Consider the following 17737-nt stretch of genomic DNA (forward strand, 5'->3'; position numbering starts at 1 on the left):
AAGGTGCGTAAACACTGATTATTAAATGTTAAATATATCAGTTCAAGGTTACATTAATGATCAGAAGCGCGCGCTAACGCCAACATTATAAATATATGCCTCACCTGTCGTTAATCCTTCGGCTTGTGACATAGAAGCAAACGCTGCCATATTTTTACCAATTGGCATATCGGCACCCACGGTCACATCCATCCAGCTTGCGTCCTGACTCGGCACGACATTTGCTCGTAGTCCTGACTGTGCCTTCCAGAGATTTTCACCATACTGATGGTTATAACTAACTTGTGCCCACGGGCGCAGATAGCCTACCGAGGAATCCATACGCCAACCCACAGTAGAGACGCTGGCATGCCAGAGTTGATCGGTAAATCGCGCTGCGACAGCCGTGTCGCCATACTCGTTATAAATTCCGGGCGTTGTGCCATCCCAACTGTATTTTGCTGTCGGGCCGGTTGTAATATTGCCAGGCAAAGAGATATTCCAGCCGATGCCCAAACGTGAGGTATCAGCGCTAATATTATCGTTACCAGAAACGAGCATCAGCCCCTCCTGGTTTTGGGAGGTAAAAGAAGAATTGATCCTTTCTGCGAGAATATCGTTGTAGCTTGGTTGGCGATTACTGTCCCAAGTGTAACGATCCTGCGCTTCGCCCGAAGTTTCTTCGGCGACATATTCTTGTTGCCAGGCAAATACATTCGTAGCGTGTGACAGGCAACACAAAGCCAGCACCGTGGAGAAAGTGACACGGCGACCACTGCGTATAATTTTGATCATCAAAACGACTCCAGAAAAGAGCCAAATCCGGCGATATTATTAGTCTTTTTGTCGGGCTTGCGGATAACCCCTAATTAACTCATGGTGTATCAAGATGGCCCTGAATTAACTATTGTCGCTTTATTTCGCACGTCAAGTTGGCACGAGAAATTTCATCAAAGGAGAAACGTATGCTGCGTTGTGGATGGGTATCAAATGACCCGCTCTATATTGAGTATCACGATAAGGAATGGGGTGTGCCGATGACTGACGGGCAACACCTGTTTGAGATGATTTGCCTTGAAGGACAACAGGCCGGTTTATCATGGATAACCGTGCTGAAAAAACGCGAAAACTACCGTCGCTGCTTTAAAAATTTCGATCCGCAGGCCGTGGCTTTACTGCAACCGGAAGACGTAGACGAACTGGTACAGGATGCCGGTATTATCCGCCATCGCGGGAAAATAGAAGCCATCATCAATAACGCGAAAGCGTATCTGGCGATGGAAGCCAACGGTGAGAAATTCCCGGAGTTTGTCTGGTCGTTTGTCGATAACCAGGCGCAGATTACACAGGCGGCAACGCTTGCAGAAATCCCTACCACCACCCCCGCGTCCGACGCGTTATCAAAAGCGCTGAAAAAACGCGGCTTTAAGTTCGTCGGGTCAACCATTTGCTACTCGTTTATGCAGGCCTGTGGGCTGGTCAATGACCACGTCACCACTTGCTTCTGCCATCCCGATAATCTCAAATGATTCGCCGCCTACAGCCTGGTGAAATGGATGAACTGATTGAAATCTGGCTTGCCAGCACGATTCAGGCTCATCCATTTATTAGCGAAAATTACTGGCACGAAAGTGAGTCCATCGTACGGAATGTTTATATTCCGCAATCTGCGACCTGGGTTTATCTGCATCAGGACAAAATGGTGGGATTTATTAGCGTGCTGGATTCGCTATTTATTGGCGCATTGTTTGTTAGCGAACCTTTTATTGGCAAGGGAATTGGGCAAGCGTTGATGGAGCACGTCAAAGCGCTTTATCCCTCACTGAGCCTTGAGGTTTACCAGAAGAATCATCGGGCAGTGCATTTCTATCATCACCAGGGCTTTCGCATTGAAGAAAGCGCCTGGCAAAACGAAACGCACCACCCGACCTGGATTATGAGCTGGCAGGCGGAACAAATGCCGTAACTTCCGGTACCGGGCCGAGATACTTTTCGGCCCATACCAGCGACGAGTTTGCAGCACAGCCATTTGCCAGGCGCGAAGTCGGAATATCAAGCGTCAGCACATTCACCGCACCGTTTTTACACAGCTTTTCGTCGTCTAAATCAGGCCACGCCCCTTGGTGAATACAGACCACTCCAGGCTTTATGCCTTCTGTTACCAGCGCACCCACCAGCACCTGCCCACGCGCATTCCAGACACGCACTAAATCACCATCCGCAATGCCACGTTCAGCCGCATCTTTTGGATGCAGTGTTAACGGCTCACGTCCGGCAATCGCGTATTTATCACGCAGCGCCGAATAGTTAAGCTGGCTGTGCAGGCGATGTGCCGGATGAGATGAAAGCAGTTGAAGCTGACCGGACTGCGCATTGCCTTGCCATTCGTCTGGCGCAAGCCAGGTCGGATGCGCAGGGCAATCAGCGTAACCAAAACTGGCAATACGCTCGGAATAAATTTCGATTTTCCCGCTTGGTGTTTTTAATGGATTAGCCTGCGGATCATGGCGGAAATCAGCGAAACGAATAAAAGCGGCGTTCTTTTCACTTTCCGGCATTTCTATCAGCTGGTTAGCTTCCCAGAACTGTTTAAATTCCGGCAGTTCTACCTGCTGCGTTGCACCGCGCTTGCGCGCAATGTCATAGAACTCCTCCAGCCATTGCAGCTCGGTTTTTCCTTCAGTAAAACGGGCTTCGCCGCCCTCTTCCCACAATGCACTGAGTTGGGCAAAAACATCGAAATCATTGCGCGCCTCCCCTTGTGGGGAAACGACCTGCTTCATCGGCACTAAATGCTGATTACTGTAATCACCGGTCATCGTTAAATCATTGCGCTCAAACGATGTGGTGATCGGCAACACAATATCTGCGTGTTTTGCGGCCGCCGTCCAGAAGCATTCGGAAATAATAACCAACTCCGGTTTCTGCCAGGCTTTGATCAGACGATTGGTATCTTGATGGTGGGTAAAATTACCGCCACCCGCCCACCAGAGCATGCGAATATCCGGGAATATTTTTTGCTGCCCATTATGCTGATACTCGCCACCTGGGTTTTCCAACGCTTCAACAATGCGTGCCACCGGGATTTTCTCGACAGCATCAGTACCGTTTGCCACCGTTCCCTGCATTGAGCCCAGCACCGCCGCGCGCCGCGTTGGGTTGCCACCGTTCGCAAAGTGATAAGACAAACCAAAACCGCTGCCCGGCGTACCAATTTGCCCCAGCATCGCTGCAAGCGTGACCAACATCCAGTGCTTTTGCTCGCCATACTGCTGGCGCTGCATCCCCCAGCCCGACATCAGCATGGTGCGATTGCGGCTAAATACCTGCGCCAGGTATTCAATGGTTTGCACCGGCACACCACAAATCTTCGCCGCCCATTCGGCGTTTTTCGGCTGACCGTCTGATTCGCCCGTCAAATAAGCGGCGAATTTATCGTAGCCATGAGTACAGCGCGCCAGGAAGTCAGTATCGTGCCAGCCGTGTTTAACCAGCGTATGCGCGATACCCAACATCAGCGCGACATCAGTTCCCATATTTGGAGCAATCCACTGGGCATTTTCACCAAAGAAATCCACCGTTTCCGATCGCATCGGATCAATGGCGATCACGGTTTTACCGCTGTTTTTCAGTTGCTCAAAAAACTTCACGCCCTGTTCGTCGCTGGCATTCCAGGCAATCTTCAGCGTGTTCAATGGGTTGGCGCTCCACAGCACCACCACATCGCTGTGCTCCAGCACCAACGGCCAGCTAGTTTGCTGCTGATAAACCTCATTTGAGCCAACCACATACGGCATGATGACCTGCGCAGCACCGGTTGAGTAATCGCCCAGGTGCCCGGTATAACCGCCCGCGAGACTCATATAGCGCTGCAATAATGTCGCCGCTTTATGAAGTACGCCATTGGAGCGCCAGCCGTAGGAACCCGCAAAAATGGAAGCTGCCCCATAAGTCGTGCGAATGCGTTGGTGCTGCTGGTGAATCAACTGGAGCGCTTCACCCCAACTGATGCGCACATACTCATCTTCACCCCGCACACCTTGTGGTGCTTCGGGTGAGGCAAGAAAACCTTTCCTGGCCATGGGATACTGCACACGGGCTTTACTGTGTACCTGGTCTGGAACTGCGCTTTGCAGTGAATTCTCATGCCCGGTTTCCAATGCCCCTCTGGAAGCGAGGACTCGCTCTCCATCAGTTTCAACTATCATCGGGCCCCAGTGTGCGGCAGTTAGAATTTTCTTGTTTGATGAGAATACGTTAGCCAATTCGGGCTCCCTTATTTGCAGGTGTTGTGCAGGTGGCGGCCTGATGGCCACTCAATATTTTGTTTACAAATTCAGACGACTCTATAGAAATTTCTACACATTCACACGGCATAATCAACCGCCGCTGAAGTCGCGGTTGAGTTATTAAATTCACAAAGGAAATGAGATGAAAAAACGCGTCATGATGATTGCCGCCATTGTTTGCGGCACGTTAGCAGTTTCTGGTTGTACTACCAACCCTTACACCGGCGAACGTGAAGCAGGGAAATCAGGCATTGGAGCCGGTATTGGCTCGCTGGTAGGCGCAGGCGTTGGCGCACTCTCCTCATCTAAAAAAGATCGCGGCAAAGGTGCACTGATTGGTGCCGCAGCAGGTGCTGCATTAGGTGGTGGCGTTGGTTATTACATGGATGTGCAGGAAGCGAAGCTTCGTGAAAAAATGCAGGGAACGGGCGTGAGTGTGACGCGTAGTGGCGACAACATCGTGCTTAACATGCCAAACAATGTCACCTTCGACAGCAGCAGTGCAACTCTGAAACCGGCTGGTGCGAATACCCTGACCGGCGTGGCAATGGTATTAAAAGAATACCCAAAAACTGCGGTTAATATCGTTGGTTACACTGACAGCACCGGAAGTCAGGAGCTGAATATGAAGCTTTCCCAGCAGCGTGCAGATGGTGTGGGTAGCGCGCTGATCACACAAGGTGTGGCAGCAAACCGTGTGCGTACCACAGGTGCAGGCCCGGCCAACCCAATCGCCAGCAACAGCACGGCTGAAGGCAAAGCCCAGAACCGCCGCGTAGAAATTACGCTGAGCCCGCTGTCTTAAGCATTGGATTTGGCTGTATCTCGCCCTGGCTCATTGCCAGGGCGAAGTTTGATAAAAAACTCTGCATTTACATCGGCGGTATCAGGCCATCTTTACCGGCGGATATCCCGCGAGCAACTAACTGACCTTTATCATCTTTCGCTGTGTGTAATACGACTTTAGTACCAGGTTTCAACAGTGATTTATCCGCTGGGGTAATTAGCACCACCGGAGCGTCATCCGGAACAATGACTGTTTTTTCCTGATCTTTAACCTTCACCGTCATCGTACGGCCATGACTATTAACCAGTTTTCCGACCGTACCGTTGGTCATCGTGTTTACATTGCCGTCGGCAGATTCAAAAGGGTTAAACCCTTCACCCGATCCCCGCAAGCTCGGCGCGAATACATGTACTTCTAACGCTTTTAGCGTTCCATCAGCTTGCTGCACCGCCGCTGTGCCAATAAAACTATCAGGTTTGATATCACTTACTTTTGCCTCGCTAACGCTATTCACTTTGGTTTGATCGGTCAGAGTGACATCGAGCTTCTCCCCCTGCCGCGTGGTGATAATGAGCGTATTACCATTCACAGCATCGATAATGCCACGCACCGGCCTGATAACATTTTCAGCTGCCGTCGCCATAGAACCAGCACTCAGCAACAATGCGCTGAGCAGCAAAGCGGAAAAACAATGCTTAGTCATTTTTCTCTCCAGTATTCAGTTTACGAATCATTAGCAAGCTTATTAAGGGTAATTCGCAAATGAAAACCGGTGAGGAAAGTCGTTTGAAAGAGTGTGTTTAAACATTTCGCCAAATCGTGTGGCGCCAGGCAGTCGGAGCTAAACTATCCATGATACGCTGCGTGAATACGCTATCCATTGTGCTGATCCAGGAAGAAATATGGCTTACAAATTTGCTCTGATAGTGCTTATCCCACTCGCCGTTATTGGCTGTTCATCGACTGATACCTCAGGCTATGACGGGCATAAAACCATTAACCCGGCAGAGACTAACGAGGCATTAATCATGCGCTCGAAATATCCGGATCAGTATTATGGCCGTGAAAACTTAACCACGGAGCAGCGCAGAGAAATAAGCGAGAAAATGCGTGCAGACAGGCTGGAAGCACGAGGACGGCAGGATAATAGCACTGACAGTGGCGATGGCTTCGGGCAATCCGTTCCCCACGGGTTTTAGAACTAAGTCAATTTCAGAACCTACAAAAACAAAAAACCCCGCTGGTGAGGCGAGGTTTTTTGTTTTTGCTACTAGTGCTTTTACTGCTTCGCACACCAGATCACATCAACCCCCAAAATATACGACGAAACCCACTCTGGTGCAAATAGTTGCTGATAATGTGAGCAATGCATAAATCTGTGGCTTGCGAAGCTGTTCGCATTTTCATCTTTTTACTGTTTATTTATACAGTATAATGGATATACTGATTGTGTTGAATGTGATGTGCTCTGAGGCCGCAAACCGCCGCGCAATTTAAGTCCTGGCTGAAACGGGTGGTGCCGTCAGTGCCTTAACCTCAGAGGAGCGCATCGGATCACCTCAACAAACTCAGCCGACTACAGGCAGCGGAAAGGCTCGTCGGCTGAAAGTGCTCCTGGTAACAGGAGAAAGCGTATGGGCTTGATGGGACTGGCTATTTTGTTTCTGAAACTCATGGTTGCGTTACTGCAACTGCTTGAAGTCGCCATGAAATACTTCAAGTAATTCATCGTCTTCAAGTCGCACCAAAAGGAGGCGGGAAACCGCCTCCTTTTTATAAACCTCTGTTGCCGTTTCGCTGGCAACATAAATTGCCGTTCAGGCTTTACATGCTGCCAATTTATCTCTCATCCAAAAGGTGTCAGGCCATAGGTTTTCATCGTCTTTGTGTGGTAGATTCCTCTCGATTTTTTGGCGCAGTCAGTTTAATAAACTGACAATTGGCATATACACCCCAAATAACACCTGAGAAAATGAAAAAGTTAGCCAATATTCACCTGCTGATGATGTTGATTCTGCTGGTTGCTGTCGGGCAAATGACGCAAACCATTTATATCCCTTCAATTCCCGATATGGCTCACGATTTCGGCGTGCGCAGCGGTGCAATTCAGCAAGTGATGGCGGCATATTTGCTGACCTATGGCGTGTCGCAACTTGTCTACGGGCCGATATCAGACCGCATCGGCCGCCGCCCGGTCATTCTCACCGGTATGAGTATTTTTATCCTCGCCACACTTTGGGCTCTGTTCACCACTAATTTAACAGCTCTGGTGATTGCCAGTGCGTTGCAGGGAATGGGGACAGGCGTTGCAGGTGTGATGGCACGAACCATGCCGCGTGACCTTTACGAAGGTGCATCGCTCCGTTCTGCCAACAGTCTGCTGAATATGGGGATTCTGGTCAGCCCGCTATTGGCTCCGGTCATCGGCGGGATGCTTGACTCCGTATGGGGTTGGCGTGCTTGCTACGGCTTCTTGCTGGTGCTTTGCACCATTGTCGCTTTCTGCATGTTGCGTTGGTTACCTGAAACTCGCCCGGTTCAGGCTAAACCTCAACGACTGGTTGCGAGCTATAAAGCCTTACTAGGCAGCGGCTCGTTTAATTGCTATTTGCTGATGCTGGTCGGTGGCCTTGCAGGCGTGGCGGTGTTTGAAGCCTGTTCCGGTGTGTTGATGGGCGGCGTTCTTGGGCTCAATGGCGTAGTGGTGAGTATTCTGTTTATTCTCCCTATCCCAGCAGCCTTCTTTGGCTCCTGGTATGCTGGCCGGGAGAATGCGCGCTTCTCTTCATTGATGTGGCAAGCCGTATTGAGCTGCCTGTTTGCCGGCATTTTGATGTGGATTCCAGGCTGGCTTGGAATTATGAACATCTGGACATTACTGGTACCAGCCGCGCTGTTCTTCTTCGGCGCAGGGATGTTATTCCCATTGGCGACCAGCGGCGCAATGGAGCCGTTCCCATTCCTCGCAGGCACCGCGGGCGCGCTGGTTGGTGGGCTGCAAAATATTGGTTCAGGAGCGATGGCGTGGTTTTCTGCGTTACTGCCACAAACCGGGCAATTCAGCCTCGGAATGCTCATGACGGCAATGGGCGTGATGATTTTGTTCTGCTGGCTTCCGCTGTCGCATAAGTTTCAGCGGCATGGGGAAGCGGTGTAATTTACGCTAAATCCGAGAGAATTAAACGCGAACGTAGGTCGGGTAAGCGTAGCGCTACCCGACACTATCCAACTTAAAGCACTTTACTCAAAAACTCTTTGGTACGTGGGTTAGTCGGGTTGCTAAACAGTTGCGACGGCGGCCCCTGCTCCTGAATCACACCCTGATCAATAAACACCACGCGGTCCGCCACTTCACGGGCAAAGCCCATTTCGTGGGTGACGATAACCATCGTCATTCCTTCCAGCGCCAGTTGTTTCATGACTGCCAGCACTTCACCCACCAGCTCGGGGTCGAGTGCCGAAGTCGGCTCATCAAACAGAATGATCGACGGCTCCATTGCCAATGCACGAGCAATCGCTACACGCTGCTGCTGCCCGCCGGAAAGGCTTGACGGCCAGGCGTCGATTTTGTCTATAAGCCCAACCTTTTGCAGCAACTTTTCCGCACGTGACACGGCTTCAGCCTTCGATAACCCTTTAAGCGACATCGGCGCCATCGTCAGGTTTTCCAACACTGTCATATGTGGGAACAGGTTAAAACGCTGGAATACCATGCCAATACTTTCGCGCAGCGTGTTGAGGTTAGTTTTCGGGTCGTGCACGGCAAAACCGTTCACCATAACCTCACCACCGTCTGGTTTTTCCAGCGCATTCAGGCAACGTAAAAAGGTACTCTTACCGGAACCGGACGGACCAATCACACATACCACTTCCTGCGGCGCGATATCACAGGAAATGCCGCGCAGCACATGAGTTTTGCCAAATTTTTTCTGTAAATCCTTAACGTGAATCACTTTTGCCGAGCCTCTTTTCCATGTGTTGCACCATCAGCGAGAGCATGAACGTCAGCACCCAATACACCAGCGAGATCGTCAGGTACGGTTCCCAATAAGTCGCATAAGCGCCAGAGACAGTACGTGCAACGTAGGCCAAATCTGCAAGGCCAATCGCCGAGGCCAGTGAAGAATCTTTCACAATGGCGATAGCGTTATTACCCAGCGGTGGCAGAATCCGGCGGAACGCCTGCGGCAAAATCACTTTGCGCATCGTTTTGCCCCAGCCCATACCCAACGCACGCGATGCTTCCATCTGGCCTTTGTCGATTGACTGAATACCCGCACGGAAAATCTCAGAGACATAGGCCCCGGCATTGAGCGTAATCGCCACCACGCACGAGAGAAACGCGCCATATTCAGAGCGCAGTGCACGGGCAAAATCGACCGACATCAGCCCGCTGGTCACTAACATGCCATCACGCGGGTTGATAAACAGCGGCACCAGCGCAAAGTGAACCACCATGATTTGCACAAACAGTGGTGTGCCACGGAACGCACTGACGTAAACGCGCACTGGCCATTGCACCGCATAACGCAGTACATGTTTCCACGGGCCATCTTCGGCGTGCGCCATGCGGCCAAGTCCAAGTAATAATCCCCAGGTGGTGCCTAAGATTACGCAGATGATGGTGCACTTGATGGTCATGATCGCGCCTTGCATAAATAACGGCGCGTATTCTGAGATTATCTCCCAGCGAAATCCGGTCATACCTGTCCTTGTTGGGGCCGAAAAGGCCCCAAAGTCATATACCCATTATCCTTCAAGCTGCAGGGGTGTTGGCTGCAACTCGAATGCTAACGGGTATTGCAAATTATTCAGCGGGGAGAGTTGGAACGTTGCTATCAAACCATGTGGAATAGATTTTTGCGTAGGTCCCGTCTGCGACGATTTTCTTCAGGCCTGCATTGATTTTACCCAGCAGTTCCTGGTTATCTTTCGCTACCGCAATGCCGAAATACTGGCGTTCAAATTTGTCGTCTTTTACCGCTTTCAGCGCTTTTTCCGGGTGAGATTTGATGTAGTACTTCACCACACCCACATCGCCAACCGCTGCGTCGATACCGTCTTCAGCCAGCTCTTGCAGCATCAGCGGCGTATTATCAAAGCGCTTGATGTCAGTGCTGTTTTTGCCCAGCGTGTCGGACACGACAGTATCGCCAGCGCTAGAGTTCACTACGCCAACTTTCTTACCTTTCAGCGCGTTAACGGAATCCACTTTGGAATCATTAGGTACCACGATGGACTGCTCTGCCGGGAAATATGGCGCTGAGAAATCAACCATCGCTTTGCGTTTATCGGTGATGGTGATGCCAGAAATAATGATGTCACGGTCACCGGAGTTCAGCGTGGCAAAAATACCTTCCCACGGTGTATTAACCAGTTTGATATCAAAGCCTTCTGCTTTAGCGATGGCTTTGATGATGTCGATATCAAAACCTTCCAGCTGTTTCTGGCTGTTTTCAAATTCAAACGGGCGGTACGTACCACCAGAACCCACAACATAGGTCTGTTGTGCGGCATAAGCAGAAGTACAAACAGCGGAAACCATGCATCCGGCCAAAATAACTGACTTAACTAACTTCCTGAACATTTCGCGCTCCATTAAATTATTTATGCACTTTATATGCATAAAAATACATAATTTAATGCTGCACGGCAACTACAAAATTACACCGCCGACTGCATCCACTGAATAAACGCTTCAATTTTTGGCCATTGCCGCCCAGGCAATGTAGTGGCGTAATAATGCTGATGGCACTTCAATGTCATTTCGCCAAAGGGGGCAACCAGCTCACCGCGATCCAACCGTTTTTGCACCAATCTTTTGCGCCCCATCGCCACTCCAACCTGGTTTACCGCGGCAATCACGGCTAAATCTGAGCGATCAAACCCGATACCCGAAGAGGAAGGTAAATCGACGGTAAAGTGCTGCGCCCAGCTGTGCCATTCATCTGTACCCGAATCATTACTCCACGCCTGGCGGTCATGTAACAGCGTGCAATTGCGTAAATGTGCAGGTTTATTTTTTAACTCAAAACGCTGGGCATATTCCGGGCTGCACACCGGCAGAATGGACTCATCCATCAAAAAATGATGGGTTAGCTGTGACGAAGGGGCATCGTCAAAATAGAGCGCCAGATCGACTCCCGCACGTTGCAGATTCACGTTGTCATTGCCAGTCAGAATGGTCAGTGAAATCGAAGGGTAGCGCCGCGTAAAATCCCCGAGCCGCGGCACCAGCCAACATTGTGCAATGGAAGGGCGCGAATATATCGTCAGCAGGCCAGACAGTTCCTGATTTTTGATATCCAGAATTTCCTGGTTGAGCGTATCGAGCGACGATTTCAGCGCCCAGAAAACCCGTTTTCCCTCATGCGTTAACTCGACTTTACGGTGTGAGCGCACAAACAGCTGGATCCCCAACTCCTGCTCAAGTTGATTAATCCGGTGGCTGACCGCGCTCGAACTTAGCGAAAGCTCTTCCGCTGCCAGTGCAAAAGATTGATGCCGGGCCGCGACTTCAAATGTGTAGAGTTTTGATAGCTGCCAGCCGTTAAGCAGGCGGTTTCTGACTTCACGAATCGGGTCCATAGTGCTTTCCTGAAAGATAAATCATGGCGGCATTGTAAAATACGCCCTCGAAAACGTCGTTTTAAGATGTGAAAAATCGAATCAAAATCAAATAAACACCCCTAATTTCGACCTAAATCACTCTTTTGCATCAATCTGGCTCATCTGAGATGCCATTTATATCGTTTGTCAGCCTGGAGCAATTTTTATCCAATAGCGGCAGATAAATCACAGAGTGAGGTGGGTATGGAATCTCAGATTTGGGTTGTGGGAACGCTGCTCAGCAGCATAATTTTAATCGTCTTTACCATCGTAAAACTGAAGTTTCACCCTTTCCTCGCTTTGTTGCTGGCTAGTTTTTTTGTCGGCACCATGATGAGTATGAGCCCGCTGGATATGGTGAACGCCATTGAAAACGGCATTGGTAGCACGTTGGGCTTCCTCGCGGCAGTCATTGGCCTTGGCACGATTCTGGGCAAGATGATGGAAGTGTCAGGCGGTGCTGAACGAATTGGCCTGGCGTTACAGCGTTGCCGATGGTTATCGGCTGACGTGATCATGGTTTTGGTCGGCTTGATTTGCGGTATCACGCTGTTCGTAGAAGTTGGGGTTGTGCTACTGATTCCACTGGCGTTTTCAATTGCTAAAAAGACCAACACCTCTTTGCTGAAACTGGCTATTCCATTGTGTACTGCGTTAATGGCAGTCCATTGCGTGGTTCCGCCACATCCAGCGGCGATGTTTGTCACCAACAAACTGGGTGCGGATGTCGGCACAGTGATTGTGTATGGTTTACTGGTGGGCTTAACTGCATCACTAGTCGGCGGGCCACTGTTCCTGAAAATCGTTGGAAATCGTCTGCCGTTTAAAGCGGTGCCAGCTGAATTTTCCGACCTGAAAGTGCGTAACGAAGAAACGCTGCCTTCGTTGGGCGCGACACTGTTCACGATCTTGCTGCCAATTGGACTGATGCTGGTCAAAACCCTCGCCGAGCTGAATATGGCGAAAGGCGGGGCGTTATATACCCTGCTGGAGTTTATCGGCAACCCAATCACAGCCATGTTTATTGCGGTGTTTGTCGCTTATTACGTACTTGGATTACGCCAGCATATCGGCATGAGCCCGCTATTAACCCATACCGAGAATGGCTTTGGTTCTATCGCAAATATTTTGCTGATTATCGGTGCGGGCGGTGCGTTTAACGCCATTCTGAAAACCAGCGGCCTGGCAGATTCTCTGGCTGTGTTGTTATCCAATTTGCACATGCACCCGATTTTGCTGGCATGGCTGGTCGCCCTGATTTTGCATGCGGCTGTAGGCTCTGCAACAGTGGCAATGATGGGCGCAACCGCGATTGTGGCACCGATGCTGCCGCTTTATCCCAACGTCAGCCCGGAAATTATCACCATTGCTATTGGCTCCGGCGCAATTGGCTGCACCATCGTCACAGACTCCCTGTTCTGGTTGGTGAAGCAATATTGCGGCGCAACGCTTAACGAAACATTCAAATATTATACAACGGCGACTTTTATCGCCTCTCTGTTAGCACTGGGCGCGACGTTCCTGCTTTCCTTTATCATCTAAGCGCAAAGAGATTGTCTTATGAAAAACGCTGAAATAAACACATTGATTCAACAATTTCCGCTGGTTCGCGATCTGATTGATTTGCAAGAAACCCGTTGGTTTAACCCGGAAACTACAACTCTCGCCGAAGGATTACCGTACGTGGGGCTCACAGCCGAAGATGTGCAGGATGCCCATGCACGCCTGACGCGCTTTGCTCCTTATCTGGCGCAGGCATTCCCGGAAACCGCTGCGACTAACGGTATTATCGAGTCCGAACTGGTCGCGATTCCGGCGATGCAAAAGCGCCTGGAAAAAGAGTTTGATCAGAAAATCTGCGGCCAATTGCTGCTGAAAAAAGACAGCCATCTGCCGATTTCGGGCTCAATAAAAGCACGTGGTGGGATTTATGAAGTCCTGACACATGCCGAAAAACTGGCTATCGAAGCCGGTTTACTGACCACTGAAGATGATTACACCAGACTGCTATCACCTGAATTTAAAGCTTTCTTTGGCCAATACAGCATCGCCGTGGGCTCAACCGGAAACCTGGGGTTATCCATCGGCATCATGAGCGCGCGCATTGGCTTTAATGTCACCGTGCATATGTCTGCCGATGCCCGAGCGTGGAAAAAAGCCAAACTGCGCAGCCATGGCGTGACGGTTGTGGAATACGAGCAAGATTACGGCGTTGCCGTTGAACAAGGTCGCAAAGCGGCTGAGTCCGACCCTAACTGTTTCTTTATCGACGATGAGAATTCCCGCACGCTTTTCCTTGGCTATTCCGTTGCCGGTCAGCGCTTAAAAGACCAGTTTGCCCAGCAAGGTCGCGTTGTGGATAAAGAACACCCGCTGTTTGTTTACCTGCCATGCGGCGTGGGCGGTGGACCTGGTGGTGTGGCATTTGGCCTGAAAATGGCGTTCGGCGATAACGTTCACTGCTTCTTTGCAGAACCGACGCATTCGCCTTGTATGCTGCTGGGGGTTTATACCGGCCTGCATGATGAGATATCCGTGCAAGATTTGGGTATTGATAATGTTACTGCCGCTGATGGCCTGGCGGTGGGGCGTGCATCCGGGTTTGTTGGGCGCGCAATGCAACGGTTACTCGACGGTTTCTATACTCTTGAAGACCAGACCATGTATCATTTGCTCGGCTGGCTTGCGGAAGAAGAAAATATTCGCCTTGAACCTTCTGCGCTGGCGGGAATGCCAGGTCCACAGCATGTAAGTGCCGATACGGCTTACCAGCAGATGCATGGCCTCACAACGCAGCAACTGCAAAATGCCACTCATATCGTTTGGGCTACAGGTGGCGGCATGGTGCCAGAAGCAGAGATGGCGCAGTATCTGGCGAAAGCGAAGTAATCCGTTTACAGCAAAGTTGTCGGATGTCACTAACGCTAATCCGACCTACGAAAAAATCTGGAGTAAGGGGCAGCCCCTTACTCCAGTTAGCCGCTATTTCAGCTCAGGCCAGTACTCTTTATTCGCTACAATCAAATCATCAAGAATCGCTTTGGCAACCGAGGCGCTCGGCACGGTTTTAGACAGTGTAATCGCCTGCCACAGTTTCAGATAAGAACGCTCTTCCCAGGCTTCGACAACCAGTTTTTCTACCGCAACCTGTTGGCTCATCAACCCTTTCTGGAACTGTGGAATATTGCCGACTACCAGCGGCTCCGGCCCGCTTTTCCCAACCAGACATGGAATTTCAACCATCGCTTCCGGGTCAAAGTTATTAATCGCGCCGTTGTTTGGCACAATCAAAAGCATGCGTTCTTGTGTGTTAAAGGCAATTGCTGCCGCCAAATCGACGATGTACGACGCATGTTCGTCAATCTCCAGCTCCCCTGCCGATGATTTCCCTGCCTGAATGATGGCATTACAGGAACCGAAAACGTGCTTTTCACGGTGTTCCATCACTTCTTTGGCGCGGGTATGTTCCGGGTTGGAGTGCTCAACCACATAATCCGGGAACAGATAGTATTTCAGGTAAGTATTAGGGAAGGTGCTCGGGTCCAGGGCCCACACATCTTTTGCTTTAGAGAATGTATCGTTCCAGCTGGCTTCGGTTCCATGCTCATCTGATGGCGGAACATAACCAAATTTAGCTACATGTTCGCGGATTTTAGGCATCAAATCATTGCCATTCTGGTCCTCGATTGATGTCCACCAGCCAAAGTGGTTAAGGCCGTAATAACGTACGCGCATCTCTTTACGATCTTTCAAGCCAGCGATTTGCGCCATGCGGCTTTCAATGCCTATTGGCATATCGCAAATGTTGAGAATCTTCGCGTTCGGGCGCAGTTTACGAGTTGCTTCAGCCACAATCGCTGCCGGGTTGGAATAGTTAAGCATCCAGGCATTTGGCGAGTATTTCTCCATGAAATCAACCAGCTCTAATACGCCACCGATGGAGCGCATACCGTAGGCGATCCCGCCTGGGCCACAGGTTTCCTGGCCCAGAACGCCATGGCGCAATGGGATTTTCTCATCTTGTTCACGCATCGGGTATTTACCCACGCGGATATGGGCCATCACGAAGTCCACATCGGTAAAGGCTTCTTTCGGGTCGGTGGTATAGCTGAACTCGATTTCAGGAGCCTGCTCTTTGAGGATAACTTTACAAGCTTCTGCAATCGTTTCCTGGCGTGCACCGTCATTGTCATAAAACTTCAGGGCACGCAGCAGGAAGCGATGCTGGTTTGCCAGTAACATCAATACGATACCAGGAGTGAATGTGCTGCCGCCACCGGCTACTACTACAGAGAATTTTTTCATGATACTGCCTCCGTCATGGATTTAAGTTCGGTCGAAGAAGTGTCTTTCATCAGAGTTTCAAGTTGGTCTCGGACTTGTGGGACATGCAGGCCCACAATCACCTGAATACCGTTGCCGCGTCGCACCACACCGTGGGCGCCCAGCGCTTTGAAAATGTCGTCACTGTGCGTCAGAGCCATATCTGCGAGGGTGATACGTAAGCGAGTCGCACAGTTATTGATGCTAAGAATGTTGTCGGTACCGCCGAGCGCTTCGAGGAAGCCTGCGGCCTGGCCTTGTTTGGTCTCTTTGGTCGCCGCAGCAGTGGTTTGCTTGCGTGATGCCTGGTAATCCGCCTTGCTGTACAGCTTGACCTCACTGTCTTCACGCCCTGGTGTTTTCAGGTTGAAGTGCAAGATGAGGGCGCGGAACACCACGAAGTAGATACCGGTGAAGACGAGGCCAATACCAATCTGGATAAACATCATCGAGGCGTGGTTGTGGAACATCGGTATCCAGTTTTGCGGTAGGAACTGGTCGAGAAGCCCGCCCCCCATGTTGCCCACCACGCCACACATGTACATTACGGTCGCCATCGTTGCGGCGAGGAATGCATGCACTGCAAATAAAACCGGCGAGATAAACAGGAAGGTAAATTCGAGTGGCTCGGTAATACCCACAAGCATCGCAGTGAGTGTTGCTGGTATCAGCAATCCGGCGACTTTTACGCGATTTTCAGGTGCTGAGGTGGCGTACAGAGCAAGCGCAATACCCAGGCAGCCAAAGATCTTAGAGTTGCCGTGCAGTGCAAACCCGCCTTCCGGGAACAGGGTTTTCAGCGGCAGCGTGCTCTGGCTGAACTCCTGTAAATGCTGCGCCCAGTAAACCTGAATACCGCCTTCAACTACCGCCGGGCCAAAGATAAACGGACCATAGATGAAGTGATGAAGGCCGGTTGGAATCAGAATGCGTTCCAGGAAGGTATAAACCCAGACGCCAAGCGAACCGGCGCTGCGCAAAAACTCCTGAAGTGACTCAATGCCCATTTGCACTTTTGGCCAGCCATAAAGGGTGAGCCAGGCGCAAGGAATCATGGCAAAGAAGGCGACAATCACGACAAATGAACTGCCCTGGAAGATGCCAAGAAAGACGGGGAGTTGTTTTTCGAAATAGCGGTTGTGGATAGCCGTGACAAAACCGGAGATAACAATCGCGCCGATGATGCTGGTATCAAGCGTTTTGATCCCGGCAATCATCGTTAGCCCGGTTCCCGCTACCGGATCGGCGCTGAAATCGACACCGAAGTAATGGCCCCAGGTCATACCCATGGCGTTGATGAAGTAGTTCCAGGTCATAAAGCTCACCAGCACCGCTAAGCAAGCACGGCCCTGCGCTTGCTTAGCCAGGCCAATCGGTAAGCCGACGGCAAAAATCAGCGGCATATTGCGGAACACCGTCCAGCCGCCTTCTTCAATAATGTGAACAATTTGCGCGAATAAATTATCGGGTGCGGTTAGCGCTTCGCCGACAAACATCGGATTGCGCAACATAATGGCAATGCCTACGACAATCCCGGCGAACGGAAACAACAAAACCGGGGTAAACATTGCGCCACCAAAACGTTGTATTTGACTGAGCATTTTTAAATCCTCACGTAACAACCTGTAGGGTAAATGGCCTTATTTTTTAACGCTGGTTTTAACGCTGGCCTGAGACTGAGAGTAGGGAGACACAGGTGACTTATCGTTGCCCGTCACACTGATTCGTGATCGCTTTCATAGTTTTTATT

Annotated in this window: 17 protein-coding genes; 8 read left to right on the top strand and 9 right to left on the bottom strand. The window is 50.6% G+C overall.

The genetic code is table 11. From position 1 onward, the window contains the following. Positions 1 to 60 precede the first annotated feature (60 nt). Positions 61 to 774 carry an autotransporter domain-containing protein gene (locus tag EDF88_RS16810; protein ID WP_064514775.1) on the bottom strand — a complete coding sequence of 238 codons (714 nt, stop codon included), beginning with the start codon at positions 772 to 774 and terminating at the stop codon, positions 61 to 63. Between the two features lie 170 nt (positions 775 to 944). On the opposite strand from EDF88_RS16810, the gene tag reads away from it, so the two are divergent. Both tag and EDF88_RS16820 read left to right on the top strand, forming a co-directional pair. Then, a complete protein-coding gene (gene tag / locus EDF88_RS16815) occupies positions 945 to 1508 on the top strand; it encodes a DNA-3-methyladenine glycosylase I (protein ID WP_064514777.1) in 564 nt (187 codons plus the stop codon). Continuing rightward, positions 1505 to 1945 (top strand): N-acetyltransferase, encoded by a 441-nt coding sequence (locus tag EDF88_RS16820; protein ID WP_064514779.1) that lies wholly within the window; start codon positions 1505 to 1507, stop codon positions 1943 to 1945. The genes tag and EDF88_RS16820 overlap by 4 nt, the downstream gene beginning before the upstream one ends. Here the strand turns inward: EDF88_RS16820 and EDF88_RS16825 are convergent. Beyond that, positions 1914 to 4244, bottom strand: coding sequence for a molybdopterin guanine dinucleotide-containing S/N-oxide reductase (locus EDF88_RS16825; RefSeq protein ID WP_134185948.1), 2331 nt, complete (start codon positions 4242 to 4244; stop codon positions 1914 to 1916). The two genes, EDF88_RS16820 and EDF88_RS16825, sit on opposite strands and share 32 nt — an antisense overlap. A gap of 166 nt (positions 4245 to 4410) precedes the next feature. Between EDF88_RS16825 and EDF88_RS16830 the strand changes: the two genes are divergently transcribed. Then, a complete protein-coding gene (locus EDF88_RS16830) occupies positions 4411 to 5073 on the top strand; it encodes an OmpA family lipoprotein (protein WP_034460637.1) in 663 nt (220 codons plus the stop codon). A 67-nt stretch (positions 5074 to 5140) separates the two neighbouring features. Here the strand turns inward: EDF88_RS16830 and EDF88_RS16835 are convergent, their stop codons facing one another. Next, complete coding sequence (locus EDF88_RS16835) at positions 5141 to 5758, bottom strand: hypothetical protein (RefSeq protein WP_134185950.1); 618 nt, start codon at positions 5756 to 5758, stop codon at positions 5141 to 5143. A gap of 199 nt (positions 5759 to 5957) precedes the next feature. On the opposite strand from EDF88_RS16835, the gene EDF88_RS16840 reads away from it, so the two are divergent. The 3 genes from EDF88_RS16840 to emrD all read left to right on the top strand — a co-directional run bounded on the left by EDF88_RS16840 (position 5958) and on the right by emrD (position 8212). After that, entirely contained in the window at positions 5958 to 6254 is a 297-nt protein-coding gene (locus EDF88_RS16840; protein WP_064514786.1) for a hypothetical protein, read from the top strand. Positions 6255 to 6689: 435 nt separating this feature from the next. Then, positions 6690 to 6779, top strand: coding sequence for a type I toxin-antitoxin system toxin TisB (locus EDF88_RS16845; protein ID WP_134185952.1), 90 nt, complete (start codon positions 6690 to 6692; stop codon positions 6777 to 6779). A gap of 248 nt (positions 6780 to 7027) precedes the next feature. Then, positions 7028 to 8212: a multidrug efflux MFS transporter EmrD gene (gene emrD / locus EDF88_RS16850; RefSeq protein WP_064514788.1), complete on the top strand. Its 1185-nt coding sequence runs from the start codon at positions 7028 to 7030 to the stop codon at positions 8210 to 8212. A gap of 73 nt (positions 8213 to 8285) precedes the next feature. Here emrD and EDF88_RS16855 read toward each other — a convergent pair whose 3' ends face one another. The 4 genes from EDF88_RS16855 to dsdC form a co-directional block, all read right to left on the bottom strand. After that, positions 8286 to 9008: an amino acid ABC transporter ATP-binding protein gene (locus EDF88_RS16855; RefSeq protein WP_134185954.1), complete on the bottom strand. Its 723-nt coding sequence runs from the start codon at positions 9006 to 9008 to the stop codon at positions 8286 to 8288. Continuing rightward, complete coding sequence (locus EDF88_RS16860; protein ID WP_134185956.1) at positions 8995 to 9759, bottom strand: amino acid ABC transporter permease; 765 nt, start codon at positions 9757 to 9759, stop codon at positions 8995 to 8997. Before EDF88_RS16860 ends, EDF88_RS16855 begins: the two co-directional genes overlap by 14 nt. Before the next feature lie 103 nt (positions 9760 to 9862). Beyond that, the gene (locus EDF88_RS16865; protein WP_064514794.1) at positions 9863 to 10642 is read right to left on the bottom strand and encodes a basic amino acid ABC transporter substrate-binding protein; all 780 of its coding nucleotides are present in this window, start codon (positions 10640 to 10642) and stop codon (positions 9863 to 9865) included. A gap of 77 nt (positions 10643 to 10719) precedes the next feature. Then, positions 10720 to 11643: a DNA-binding transcriptional regulator DsdC gene (dsdC, locus tag EDF88_RS16870; protein ID WP_134185958.1), complete on the bottom strand. Its 924-nt coding sequence runs from the start codon at positions 11641 to 11643 to the stop codon at positions 10720 to 10722. Between the two features lie 225 nt (positions 11644 to 11868). Between dsdC and dsdX the strand changes: the two genes are divergently transcribed. Together dsdX and dsdA are read left to right on the top strand one after the other, a co-directional pair. After that, complete coding sequence (dsdX, locus tag EDF88_RS16875; protein ID WP_134185960.1) at positions 11869 to 13206, top strand: D-serine transporter DsdX; 1338 nt, start codon at positions 11869 to 11871, stop codon at positions 13204 to 13206. A gap of 18 nt (positions 13207 to 13224) precedes the next feature. Beyond that, positions 13225 to 14553, top strand: a complete 1329-nt coding sequence (dsdA, locus tag EDF88_RS16880; RefSeq protein ID WP_134185962.1) for a D-serine ammonia-lyase — start codon at positions 13225 to 13227, stop codon at positions 14551 to 14553. A 93-nt stretch (positions 14554 to 14646) separates the two neighbouring features. On the opposite strand, the gene EDF88_RS16885 is transcribed toward dsdA, so the two are convergent. After that, entirely contained in the window at positions 14647 to 15969 is a 1323-nt protein-coding gene (locus EDF88_RS16885) for a 6-phospho-alpha-glucosidase (RefSeq protein WP_134185964.1), read from the bottom strand. Continuing rightward, positions 15966 to 17588, bottom strand: coding sequence for an alpha-glucoside-specific PTS transporter subunit IIBC (locus EDF88_RS16890; protein ID WP_134185966.1), 1623 nt, complete (start codon positions 17586 to 17588; stop codon positions 15966 to 15968). Before EDF88_RS16890 ends, EDF88_RS16885 begins: the two co-directional genes overlap by 4 nt. Positions 17589 to 17737: the final 149 nt, after the last annotated feature.

The sequence above is a fragment of the Buttiauxella sp. BIGb0552 genome, from assembly GCF_004366275.1.
GTDB classification, from domain to species: domain Bacteria; phylum Pseudomonadota; class Gammaproteobacteria; order Enterobacterales; family Enterobacteriaceae; genus Buttiauxella; species Buttiauxella gaviniae.